The sequence below is a fragment of the Streptomyces sp. NBC_01775 genome, assembly GCF_035917675.1.
Lineage (GTDB): Bacteria > Actinomycetota > Actinomycetes > Streptomycetales > Streptomycetaceae > Streptomyces.
Genome location: NZ_CP109104.1, coordinates 7,286,127 through 7,297,997 on the forward strand (window position 1 = coordinate 7,286,127; position 11,871 = coordinate 7,297,997).

10 protein-coding genes and 1 tRNA gene are annotated in these 11,871 nt (G+C 68.6%); 1 reads left to right on the plus strand and 10 read right to left on the minus strand.

The window, feature by feature from the left end; translation table 11 throughout:
• Positions 1-2: 2 nt before the first annotated feature.
• The 3 genes from pepN to OHB04_RS32395 form a co-directional block, all read right to left on the minus strand.
• Positions 3-2,591 (minus strand): aminopeptidase N, encoded by a 2,589-nt coding sequence (gene pepN / locus OHB04_RS32385; RefSeq protein WP_326808850.1) that lies wholly within the window; start codon positions 2,589-2,591, stop codon positions 3-5.
• A 113-nt stretch (positions 2,592-2,704) separates the two neighbouring features.
• Positions 2,705-3,472: a transcriptional regulator gene (locus OHB04_RS32390; protein ID WP_326691200.1), complete on the minus strand. Its 768-nt coding sequence runs from the start codon at positions 3,470-3,472 to the stop codon at positions 2,705-2,707.
• 110 nt (positions 3,473-3,582) lie between these two features.
• Positions 3,583-3,657, minus strand: a tRNA-Leu gene (locus tag OHB04_RS32395).
• 147 nt (positions 3,658-3,804) lie between these two features.
• Here OHB04_RS32395 and OHB04_RS32400 point away from each other — a divergent pair.
• Complete coding sequence (locus OHB04_RS32400) at positions 3,805-4,443, plus strand: ANTAR domain-containing response regulator (RefSeq protein ID WP_326693017.1); 639 nt, start codon at positions 3,805-3,807, stop codon at positions 4,441-4,443.
• Positions 4,444-4,520: 77 nt separating this feature from the next.
• Here the strand turns inward: OHB04_RS32400 and OHB04_RS32405 are convergent, their stop codons facing one another.
• The 7 genes from OHB04_RS32405 to OHB04_RS32435 form a co-directional block, all read right to left on the minus strand.
• On the minus strand, positions 4,521-5,237 hold the full coding sequence (locus OHB04_RS32405; RefSeq protein WP_326693018.1) for an ABC transporter ATP-binding protein: 717 nt from the start codon (positions 5,235-5,237) through the stop codon (positions 4,521-4,523).
• Entirely contained in the window at positions 5,234-6,187 is a 954-nt protein-coding gene (locus OHB04_RS32410; RefSeq protein ID WP_326691201.1) for an ABC transporter ATP-binding protein, read from the minus strand. Before OHB04_RS32410 ends, OHB04_RS32405 begins: the two co-directional genes overlap by 4 nt.
• A gap of 6 nt (positions 6,188-6,193) precedes the next feature.
• Positions 6,194-8,032, minus strand: a complete 1,839-nt coding sequence (locus OHB04_RS32415; protein ID WP_326691202.1) for a branched-chain amino acid ABC transporter permease — start codon at positions 8,030-8,032, stop codon at positions 6,194-6,196.
• Between the two features lie 5 nt (positions 8,033-8,037).
• The gene (locus OHB04_RS32420) at positions 8,038-8,967 is read right to left on the minus strand and encodes a branched-chain amino acid ABC transporter permease (protein WP_326691203.1); all 930 of its coding nucleotides are present in this window, start codon (positions 8,965-8,967) and stop codon (positions 8,038-8,040) included.
• Between the two features lie 99 nt (positions 8,968-9,066).
• Positions 9,067-10,308 (minus strand): branched-chain amino acid ABC transporter substrate-binding protein, encoded by a 1,242-nt coding sequence (locus OHB04_RS32425; RefSeq protein ID WP_326691204.1) that lies wholly within the window; start codon positions 10,306-10,308, stop codon positions 9,067-9,069.
• 283 nt (positions 10,309-10,591) lie between these two features.
• A complete protein-coding gene (locus OHB04_RS32430; RefSeq protein ID WP_326808851.1) occupies positions 10,592-11,035 on the minus strand; it encodes a hypothetical protein in 444 nt (147 codons plus the stop codon).
• A 346-nt stretch (positions 11,036-11,381) separates the two neighbouring features.
• Positions 11,382-11,834 carry a PaaI family thioesterase gene (locus tag OHB04_RS32435; protein WP_326808852.1) on the minus strand — a complete coding sequence of 151 codons (453 nt, stop codon included), beginning with the start codon at positions 11,832-11,834 and terminating at the stop codon, positions 11,382-11,384.
• Positions 11,835-11,871: the final 37 nt, after the last annotated feature.

Here is an 11,871-nt window from a genome sequence, read left to right on the forward strand (position 1 = left end):
CCTCACCCCGCAGCGGCCTCCCGCACCCGCAACGCCCGCCGCAGATCATCCAGATGGTCCGCCACGCGACGCCGCAGCGCCGGCACCGGGGACTTCGAAGCCAGACACGCCTCACCCCGCGCCAGCATCCCCCCGTCCACCCACGTCACAGGGAACGCGTGACGCCCCACCACCTCCGCCATCGAAGGACCACGACGCGCCGCCACCCGAACCGCGTCCTCGAAAAACCGCGCCGCGTACTCCTCCAGCAACGCCGCCTGCTCCGGCTGCCAGAACCCCTGAGCCGTCGCCGTGAACAGATAGTTCGACAGCGCGTCCCCAGGACCGAACATCGCCTCCCAGGCCACCGCCTTCCCCGACGCACTCGGCAAGGCCGCCAGACAGCGAGCCGCACCCTCCTCACCCGTCGCACTCCGATCGGCGGCCCGCGCCTCCTCGATCTCCTCAAGCCCCACGGCCCCCAGCACCGACAACCGCAACAACAGCCGCCAGCCCAACTCCGCGTCCAGCACCGGCCCACCCGGCACCTCACCGGCCGCACGCCACGCCGCCAGCTCCCCGGCCTCCGTCGCACCGTCGATGAAGTACCGCACCGCCGTCAGCCGCAGCCCCGCGTCCGAACCCCCCGAACCCGAACCCCCCGAACCCGAACCCCCCGAACCCGAACCCCCCGAACCCGCGCCCCCCGAAGCCGACTCCCGCGTACGCTCCAGCAACTCCCCGCACACCTGCGAGATCAGCCCCAGCGCCTCCGCACGCGCGTCCGGCTCCAGAAAACGATCCGCCACCTGACCACGCGCGAACGCCAGCACACCCTGCACCACCGCGTTGTCCGTCTCCAGCGGCAGATGCTCCCGCGCCACCCGCACGTACTCCAGCGGCGACAGCTCCCCGTCACGCACCATGTCCCGAGCCGCGTTCCACACCACCGAACGCGACAACTGCCCCGGCAGCCCCGACAACGACGCACACACCGTCTCCCACGAGACCCGGTCCAGCCGGACCTTCGCATATGTCAGATCCAGGTCGTTGACCAGCACCAGATCCGGCCGCGGGCCCTCCAGCGTCACCGTCAGCCGGCCACCCCCGGCCGGTACGTCCCGCTCCAGACGCTCCCGAAGCACCAGCCGCCGCTCATCCGCCGGCGCCTTGTCGTACAGCCCCAACGCCAGCCGATGCGGCCTGCTGCCCCGATGCTCAAGATCCACATACCACCGCCGCTCCGCCGACTCCCCGACCCGCGGCACCAGCGTGTCCACACCCGTCGTCCGCAGCCAGCTCTCCGCCCACGCCCGCACATCCCGGTCCGAGGCCCGCGCCAGCGAGTCCACGAAATCGGCCAGCGTCGCATTGCCGAAACGGTGCCGCGCGAAATGGCCGTTGATCCCCGCCAGGAAGCTCTTCTCACCCAGCCACGCCACCAGCTGACGCAGCGCCGAGGCACCCTTGGCGTAGGAGATCCCGTCGAAGTTCTGCCGCGCCGCCGTCGTGTCCGGCACCGCCTCCGAAGCCGGCGCCACCGGATGCGTCGAGTGCCGCTCATCCGCGTCATAGCCCCAGCTCTTGCGGGACACCGCGAAGTCCGTCCACGTATCCGTGAACCGCGTCGCCTCGCTCAGCACCTGATAGCCCATGTACTCCGCGAACGACTCGTTCAGCCAGATGTCGTCCCACCAGCGCAGCGTCACCAGATCGCCGAACCACATGTGCGCCATCTCGTGCGCGATCACCATGCCGCGCGTCTGCCGCTCGGTGTCCGTGACCGCCGAGCGGTGGATGAACTCGTCCCGGAAGGTCACCAGCCCCGGATTCTCCATCGCACCCGAGCTGAACTCCGGCACGAACGCCTGGTCGTAGGAGTCGAACGGATACGGCTCGTCGAAGATCTCGTGGTACCGGTCGAAACAGCGGCGCGTGATGTCCAGCAACTCCGCCGCGTCCGCCTCCAGATACGCTCCCAGCGACTTGCGCACATGCAGCCCGAACGGCAGCCCCGCGTGCTCCGTGCGCACCGAGTGGAACGGACCCGCCGTCACCGCCATCAGATACGTACTGATCGGCGGGGTCGGCGCGCACTCCCAACGCCCGCCGCCCGCCCGCTTGGCCACCCCGTTCCCCAGCACCGTCCAGTCCTCGGGCGCGGTCACCGTCACCCGGAACTCCGCCTTCAGATCCGGCTGGTCGAAGCAGGCGAACACCAGCGGCGCGTCCGACATGCAGCACATCGTGTACACATACGTCCGGCCGTCCTCGGGATCCGTGAAGCGGTGCATGCCCTCGCCCACCCGCGAGTACGGCATCTCCGCCTCGACACGCAGCTCGTGCTCCCCCTCCGCGAGCCGGCGCAGCGGCAGCCGGCCCTCGCGCAGCTCGCCGGGGTCGATCGCCACCCCGTCGAGCTCGGCCGCCACCAGCGTGACCGGCCGCACCTCGACGAACGTGTCCGCCCCCGCCTCTCGCACGGCGAACCGCACGACGGTCGTGGACCCGAAGACGTCCTCCCCACGCGTCAGATCGAGATCGACCGCATACTGCTGCACCTGGAGAACCTGGGCTCGGCTCTGCGCGTCCTCGCGCGTCAACACGGACATGCGCGCCATAGTGCCGTACGTCACTTATGGGCGCATCAGGGCGTCAACGCTCGTGTCCCGATCGGTGCTTGGGCCCCGATCGGGCGCGGGATCCAATCGCTGCTCGGGGCCGCTCAGTGCTTGGGCCCGATGTGGCGGTCCATCATTGCTACGGAGGGTTTGCGGGCGACGGAGAGCGTGTAGGCGCCCTTGCGACTGCGGCTGCTGGTCCACTCGATGCCAAGGGTGCCGAGCGTCTTGCCATAGAGCCGCGCGATGTCGACGGACTTGTTGGTGAAGAAGTACCTCGGATACTCGTAGCGCCTCCGGATGCCGCCGACCGTTTTCGTCGTCCAGTTGGTGATCCGGCACCCGTCGGAGTGCACCAGGCCCCGGACCAGTTCCCATGGATGCGCGTCCACGATCTCCCGCTGCCAGGGCTCCAGTACGATCCGGCGCTCGTGCTTCTTGCCGGGGCCGTGCTGGGGAAAGAGGCAGGGCCAGTGGTTGGAATAAGCGGTGACGGCCACACAGCCCGGAGCCTGGACGCGGTTGACGCTATTGTCCGGCCGTACGGCGCGTATGGCGCGCTCGCACTCTTCGATGAGCCCGGGCCAGGCGTCCGCGCACGAGACGCGGAGCGTGTAGGTGCGGGCCAGGCGGCTGACGCAGCCGTCGCCAAGGTAGAGGCCCAGCAGATAGCTGTAGGCGCTGGGGTCCTCGGGCGACCGGGGAGGGGACGAGCAGCGGGGGCAGGTGCTCTTCGGGGACAGCGGGTGCAGCCGCTGCTGCCAGGAACGGAGCGACCAGCGGGAGATGCCGGTCTCCTTGCTCACGGAATTGAGGCTGCGCCCCTGGGTGACCAGGGCGAGGGCGCGCTCGCGGGTGGCGATCTCGTACATGGGCACAGGATTCGATGACCCATGCGGATCGCGAGGCGTATCGAAGGCTCGTTCGCCCGATGTGGCGAAGTCAGCGCGTATCGGTTGTGACCTTGGAATCGAAGGTCAAGTGCCCCGGGTCGGACTCGAACCGACACTGTATGGGTTTTGAATCCATTGCCTCATGCCAATTGGGCTACCGGGGCCGGTAGAATCTAAGGCTAACGCCCACCCGCTGGGCCACTACTTTACAGGACCTGGGTAGGCTCGTACCTCCCACCTTTGCGTAAACGAGGAGCCCAGTGAGCGCCGCGGACGTCCCCGAGTCTGAGAGTGCAGAGAGTGCCGAGCCCATCGAGGCGGGCGCTGAGACAAGTGGTGGTGAGCATGTGCCTCCGGCCACGACCCGGGTCGTGATCGCGGAGGACGAGGCGCTGATCCGCATGGACCTCAAGGAGATGCTGGAGGAGGAGGGCTACACCGTCGTCGGCGAGGCCGGGGACGGGCAGGCCGCCGTCGAGCTGGCCCGCGAGCACCGCCCTGACCTGTGCATTCTCGATGTGAAGATGCCGGTCCTCGATGGCATCTCCGCAGCGGAGAAGATCGCCGAGGAGAGCATCGCGCCGGTGCTGATGCTGACCGCGTTCTCCCAGCGCGAGCTGGTCGAGCGCGCCCGGGACGCGGGCGCGATGGCGTATCTGGTGAAGCCGTTCAGCAAGAGTGACGTGGTGCCGGCGATCGAGATGGCGGTCTCGCGGTTCACGGAGCTGAAGGCGCTGGAGTCGGAGGTCGCCGACCTCTCCCAGCGGCTGGAGACGCGCAAGCTGGTCGACAGGGCCAAGAGCGTGTTGCAGACCCAGTACGGGCTGACGGAGCCGGCGGCCTTCCGCTGGATCCAGAAGACGTCGATGGACCGCAGGCTCTCGATGCAGCAGGTCGCCGAGGCGGTCATCGCCGACGGCGAGGAGCGCAAGAAGCCGAAGGAACAGTAGAGGCCGGCGGTCTCGGACCGAGGCGGCGCGCACGGCGCGGGCGGGCCCACGGGTGCCCGTCCGCGCCGTGCGCCGTCTCAGTCCTCCCCGAGGTACGCCTTGCGTACCGACTCGTCGTGCAGCAGCTCTTCGCCGGTGCCCGACAGGGAGATGGTGCCGATCTCCATCACGTGGCCGTGATCGGCCAGTGACAGCGCGGCCTGGGCGTTCTGCTCGACGAGCAGGATCGTGGTGCCCTGTGCCTTCAGCTCGCTGATCGTCGACATGATCTTCTGCATCATGATCGGCGAGAGTCCCATGGAAGGCTCGTCCAGCATCAGGAGCTTGGGCTGGGACATCAGCGCGCGCCCCATGGCGAGCATCTGCTGCTCGCCGCCGGAGAGGGTGCCGGCGGCTTGTCGGCGGCGTTCGCCGAGGATGGGGAAGCGCTCGTAGGCGCTGTTGATGTCCCGGGTGACGGCGTCGCCGTCCTTGCGGAGGAACGCGCCGAGCTGGAGGTTTTCCTCGATGCTGAGCCGGGGGAAGATCCTGCGGCCTTCGGGGGAGTGGGCCAGGCCCATGGAGACGATCTTGTGTGCGCCGACCCCGTTGAGCACCTGTCCGTCGAAGGTGATCTTTCCGGCGAGCGGTTTGAGCAGGCCGGAGAGGGTGCGCAGGGTGGTGGTCTTGCCGGCGCCGTTGGTGCCGATGAGGGTGACGACCTCGCCGGCCTCGACGGAGAACGAGATGCCTTTGACGGCCTCGATCTTGCCGTAGGCGACGCGGAGGTCCTCGACTTCGAGCAGGGCCATCAGTCCTCGTCCCCTTCCTGCGAGCGCGCTTCCCGCGAGTGTGTGTCCTGCTGCGGGCGGGTGTCCTGCTGTGCGTGCGCTTCTTCTTGGGAGTGTGCTTCGGCAGCCTGGACCTCGGCGGCCTCGGCCTCTCCGGGTTCGCCTTCGAAGGGTGTGCCCAGGTAGGCGGCGATGACGCGCTCGTCGTTCTGCACGGTCTCGGGGGTGCCCTCGACCAGTTTCTCTCCCTGGACGAGGACGGCGACGCGGTCGCAGAGGTTGAAGATGAAGCGCATGTCGTGCTCGATGACGAGCACGGCGGTGCCCTGTTGCCGGACGGCCAGTACGAGTTCGCGGGTGGCGGTGGTCTCGCTGGCGGTCATGCCGGCGGTGGGCTCGTCGAGCAGGAGGAGCCCGGGTTCGCTGGCGAGGGCGCGGGCGATCTCCAGCTTGCGCTGTTCGCCGTAGGGGAGGTTGCGGGCGAGGTGTTCGCGCTTGTCCTCCAGGCCGGTGAAGCGCAGCAGTTCCATGGCGCGCTCTTCGGATTCGCGTTCGGCGCGGCGGAAGCCGGGGCCGCGCAGGAGTGCGGAGAAGAGGCCCTCGCTGGTGCGGGTGTGGCGGCCGACCAGCACGTTTTCCAGGACGGTCATGTTGGCGAAGAGCCGGATGTTCTGGAAGGTGCGGGCGATGCCGGCCTGGGTGACCAGGTGGGAGCGGTGGGGCAGGACGGTGCCTTTGTAGCGGACGACGCCCTCAGTGGGGATGTAGAGGCCGGTGAGGCAGTTGAAGAAGGTGGTCTTGCCGGCGCCGTTGGGGCCGATGAGGCCCAGGATTTCCCCGGCGTTGACCTTCAGGTCGACGCCGCGTACGGCGGTGAGGCCGCCGAAGCGCATGGTGACTCCGGAGGCGTCGAGCACGGTGCCGCTCGCGGCTCCGGGCGCGGTGGCGTCCGCGGTCTTGGTGGTGGTCGTCATCTCTTCTCATGCCTCCGTCTTGCTGAGGCCGGGGGTCGTTGCCGTGGGGACGTCGAGCTGTCCCGTTTCGTGGAATTCCAGCTGTTTGCGGCGGTCGGCGATGAGTCCTTCGGGCCGGAAGCGCATCAGGAGGATGAGGGCGATGCCGAAGAGCAGCAGCTGGTAGTCGGCCATGAACTGGAGCTTGGCCGGGATGAGGTAGAGCAGGGCCGCGCCGATGAGGGGGCCGGTGACGGTGCCCATGCCGCCGAGGATGACGGCGATGAGGAGGAACGCGGAGTTGGGCGGGGCGGTGTGGACGAATTTGTAGGACTCGGGGTTGACCGAGAACTCGACGTGGGCCAGTACCGTGCCGGCCATGCCGGCCAGGGTGGCGCCGAGTGCGAAGGCCATCAGTTTGAGCCGGAAGGCGTTGACGCCCATGGCGCGGGCGGCGGTCTCGTCCTCGCGGATGGCGATCCAGGCGCGGCCGATACGGGAGTTGTCGGAGCGTCGGAAGATGGTGACGACGATGGCGGTGAACACCAGCATGAGCAGGTAGTAGTTGGCGAATCTGCCCAGTTCGAAGCCGAGGATGGTGTGTGGCTCGCCGAGGTTGAAGCCGAAGATCTCCAGGTCGGGGATGTTGGGGACGCCGTTGGGCCCGTTGGTGACGTTGGGGCCGGAGTCGCCGTCGAGGTTCTGTACGGAGATGCGGAAGATCTCACCGAAGCCGAGGGTGACGATGGCGAGGTAGTCGCCGTGCAGCCGCAGCGAGGGGAAGCCGATGATCAGGCCGAAGACGAGGGCGACGCCGGCGCCGAGGAGGACGGCGGCCCAGAAGGGCACATGGAACCCGAGTGGGGAGGTGTCGGCTCCGGAGACGAGTGCGGCGGTGTAGGCGCCGACGCCGAGGAACGCGACGTAGCCGAGGTCGAGGATGCCGGCGAGGCCGACGACCATGTTGAGGCCGAGCGCGACGGTCGCGAAGATCAGCACGCTGACGGCGATGTTGGTGTAGGCCTCGTTGCTCTGGGTGATGGGGAAGAGCAGTGCGGCGACGAAGGCGGCGGCCAGGGTGACGTTGCGGTGCTTGGCCGCGATGGCGGACAGCCGTCGGGTCAGTCCGGCCCTGCCGAGCGCGGGTGCGGCGAAGGCGACCAGGAGGAGGAAGCCGATGAACGGCGGTCCGTCCTCGGCCTCGATGCCGTAGGCGAAGACGTACAGGCCCAGGGCGCAGGACGCGCAGATGACCAGGATCTCGGCCCAGCCGGGGAGGGGCGCCGGGGCGCCGGGCGCGGGTGCCTTGAGGGCGTGGACGAGCCGCTTCCACGGGTTGCTGCGCTCTTCGGTGAGGCCGGGGTCGGCCGGGGGCAGGTCGGTGGGGAGGGCGAGCGCTCCGACGAGGGCGAGGAGGGTGCCGGCGACTCCGATCCACATGCCGGGTTCGAAGTTGGCGAGGCCGCCGAGTTCGACGGCGATGGCGCCTGCTGTGTACCAGGTGGCGGCGAGGTTGGCCAGCGTCATCAGCAGCAGCGCGCTGTGTTTGCCGCCGGGGGTGAGCCAGCGCAGTCCGCGTACTCCGGCCCCGGCCAGCAGGAGTGTGGCGGTGAGGATGGAGGCGGCGACGGTGAGGAGCTGGAGCCCGGCCGGGTAGAAGGCGACCGTCAGGTCGCCGGGGAATTCGGCCGTCCATGTCCAGGCGAGCATGGTGCTGGCGAAGGAGATGACGGCGCCGGCGCCGACGAGGATCCGGCCGAGTTTGCGGCTGGTGTACGGGTCGGGGCTGAGGGGCAGGGGTGGTGCGCCCGCTGTGGAGGTGCGGGGGGCGGTGGTGTCCGCTTCGGTGGTGTGGTCGGTGGTCATGGATATCACGCCCGATCCGCGAGGCGTTCGCCGAGAAGCCCCTGGGGTCGTAGCAGCAGGACCAGGATGAGCAGGATGAAGGCCCATACGTCCTTCCACGATCCGCCGCCGAACTGTTCCATTCCGGGGATGTTTCCGATGTAGGCGGTGGCCATGGCCTCGGCGACGCCGAGGACGAGGCCGCCGACCATGGCGCCGTAGATGTTGCCGATGCCGCCGAGGACGGCGGCGGTGAAGGCTTTGAGTCCCGCGATGAAGCCCATGCGGAAGCTCACTTCGCCGGTCTTGAAGCCCTGTGCGATGGCGGCGACGGCGGCGAAGGCGGCGCCGATGGCGAAGGCCATGACGATGATGCGGTCGGTGTTGATGCCCATCAGCTTCGCGGTGTCGGGGTCCTGCGAAGTGGCCTGCATGGCGCGGCCGGTGCGGGTCTTGGCGACGAAGAGGCCGAGCGCGATCATGCACACGGGTGCCGAGATGTAGATGAACAGGTCTTCGCGGGAGAGAGTGACGAAGCCGAGGTCGAAGTCGGCGCCGGTGAACTGCGGGAAGGGGCGGGCCTTCTTGGCGTCGGGGTAGAAGGACCAGACGGCCTGCTGGAGCGCGAGGGAGAGGCCGATCGCGGTGATCAGCGGGGAGAGCCGTGGTCCTCCGCGCAGCGGCCGGTAGGCGAAGCGTTCGGCGCCGACGCCGACGAGCGTGGCGCAGACGACGCCGAGAAGGATCATGAGGGGCAGGGCGATGGTGAGTCCTGTGCCGTCGGGCAGCCACAGGTAGGCGGTCAGCGCGCCGAAGCCGCCGATCATGAATATCTCGCCGTGGGCGAAGTTGATGAGCTGGACGATGCCGTAGACCATCGTGTACCCGATCGCGATGAGACCGTACAACGCGCCGAGTGCGAGGCCGTTCGCCAGCTGATCCGGCAGATCTTGCACCGGGTGTCCTCCGGGGATGTGTCAGATACGGCTGCGCGGGGGCGCTTGGGGCGCCCCCGCGCGGCAGTGAGATTTGGTTGGGGCGGGTGGGGAGGGGGGTCAGCTTCCCTGGAAGGGGCCGGTCTGTACGGGCTTGTGCTTGCCGCCCTTGACCTCGTAGACGGAGAGCTGCTTGTTGGTGGTGTCGCCGTACTGGTCGAAGGCGACATCACCGGTGACACCGCTGAACTTGACGTTCTTCATGGCCTCGGTGACCTGCTTGCGGCCGTCGTCGCCCTCGGGCAGCTTGCCGTCGTTCTTCTCCACGACGGCCTTGACCGCCTGGATGATGGCCCAGGTGCTGTCGTAGGAGTAGCCGCCGTAGGCGTCGTAGAAGGCCTTGTAGCCCTCGCTCTTGTAGTTCTTGATGAACCTCTTGGCCGTGTCGAGGGTCTCCAGCGGAGCGCCGACCGAGGTGGCCATGTCGCCCTCGGACTTCTTCTTGTGCAGCTTGATGTACTCGGGGCTGTAGAGCGCGTCGCCGCCGACGGTCGGCAGGGTGCCGCCCGCCTTCTTGATCTGCGCGGAGAGCGGGGCGCCCGCGGGGTACTCCATGCCGAGGTAGACGAAGTCGGCCTTGGACTTGGCGACCTTGGTGGCCACGGCGGAGAAGTCGCGGTCCTCGGGGTTGATGTGGTCGCTGCCGACGACCTTGCCGCCGAGCTTCTTGAACTCGTCGCTGAAAGTCGCGGCCAGGCCGGCGCCGTACGTCTTCTTGTCGTCGATGACGTAGGCCTTCTTGAACTTCCGCTCGTTGTACAGGTACTGGGCCGCGTAGGGGCCCTGCACCGCGTCGGTGGTGGAGGTGCGGAAGTAGGTGTCGAACAGCCGCTTCTTCTTGCCGGACTGCCAGTCGGGGCCCTGGGAGAGCTGCGGGGCGGTGTTGGCGGGGGAGACCTGGACCAGGTTGGCGTTGCCGAAGACCTTCTGCATGGACTGGCCGACGTTCGAGTTGAGCGGACCCACTACGCCGTAGACGTCCTGGTTGCCGACGAGCTTGGTGGCGTTCTGCTGGCCGGTGCCCGCCTGGGCCTGGTCGTCGAGCGGCTCCAGCTTGAAGGTGACGCCCTTGACCTCTTCGTTCTTGTTGGCTGTCTTGACGGCGAGGTCGGAGGAGTTCTTGATGCCCTGGCCCAGTGCGGACAGGTCACCGGTCAGCGGGGCGTCGAGCCCGATGGTGACAGTGGTCTTCTCGCCGCTGTCGCCGCTGCCGCCCTTGTCGTCGCGCGATCCGCACGCGGACAGGGTGAGAGCTCCCACCGTGACGGTGGTGGTGAGTATGAGCAAGGAACGGTGACGCACGATCAGTCCTTTCCCAAGGCGCGGCCCTCGTGGTGAGTGGCCGTATCGCGCGCCGGGCCGTACGAGGGGTACAGATCGGTGCTCGTCGTGCACGCCCGGCGGCGCGGTGACTGGCGGTGACTCTATGGCGATGGACTGAAGTCGGGCAGAGGGGCGGGAGAGGATGTGACTTTCTTGTTATGACCGTCACACAGTCAGCAGTCCTGTCCGAAGGTGTCCCTCAACTTCCCTTGTATGACGGGGACGTAGCGGACACGTTTCTCGTGGCGAAGCCGCAGTTGGTTCAAGGGGTGTCCGCGGAGGGTCGCGGAGAGGGTCCGCATACCGTACGGAAGACGCGGGTGAGTGACCGCGCGTAATGATCACCGGGGATGAAGCTGAGATCTTGAGTGGCGCGCGCGTTACGCAGGGTTACTTCGAAGAAGGGGAGCCGGGCCGCCATCGGCAGGTCCCGGCAGGAGAGCACCCGGGCATGAAGCCACAGCCGCCGGGGCGTTCCGGGCCGGACCCTGACCGGTTGTGACGGTGTGAGGGTCATGTCGAGTGCGGCGTAGTTCTGGGTGACGCGCTGGATCAGGACGGGATCGTCGGTCCTGGCGCGCAGTTCGACCCGGAAGGTGCGCCGGTGTTCGTCCACGTCCAGGACGCGTACGAAGGTGACGCGGGTGCTCTGCGCGGGGTAGGGCACCTTGTGCGCGGCGCGGGCCTGCGGAGGTCCGGGGCGCACGGTGAGTGCGTATCCGGCGCCCGCGACGAGCAGGTGAGCAGGGCGGCTGCGAGGACGAGACGGCGCACGCGGCGCGGGAGCGTTCCCCAGCGCTCCCGCAGGCGAGGTCCTTCGCCGCCGCCGCTGAGTATCTCCCCCCGTGCGGGGGAAGCTAGCGAATCCCCGCGCTTGCGCAATGGCGCGCGCCGCACCGGTGTCCGCGGCAGCGGGACCCGCCGCTCTCCCCGCCGTGACGGGCCCGCGTTCTTTCCCGCCGCACCGGTGCCCGACCACGACGGTGAGGGTTCGGCGGAATCCGGGACGGGCTTTGCCGCCGCGTTCGTGAGGAAGCCGGCCGGATTGCCGGCTACGCGTCGCGCAGGAGGCAGGAGAGCCGGGCCGAGCAGACCCGCTTGCCGTCCTCGTCGGTGATGGCGATCTCGTACGTGGCCATCGTGCGGCCCCGGTGCGCGGGGGTGGCCACGCCGGTGACCAGCCCGGAGCGCGGGCCCCTGTGGTGCGTGCAGTTGAGGTCGACGCCCACGGCGGCCTTGCCGGGGCCGCCGTGCAGCATCGCGCCGACCGAGCCGAGCGTCTCGGCCAGCACGGCGGAGGCGCCGCCGTGCAGCAGTCCGTAGGGCTGGGTGTTGCCCTCGACGGGGAGGGTGCCGACGACGCGCTCGGGGGAGGCTTCCACGACCTGGAGGCCCATGCGCTCGCCCAGGTGCCCGGCGGAGAACAGCGCCGGCAGGTCGAGCCCGGAGCCCGCCCACTGGTCCAGGATCTCCTGGGGGAACTTGGTCGTGGTCTGCTCACCCATGCCCGCGGCTCCGATCGTCCTTTGTCGTCGTCCGCTT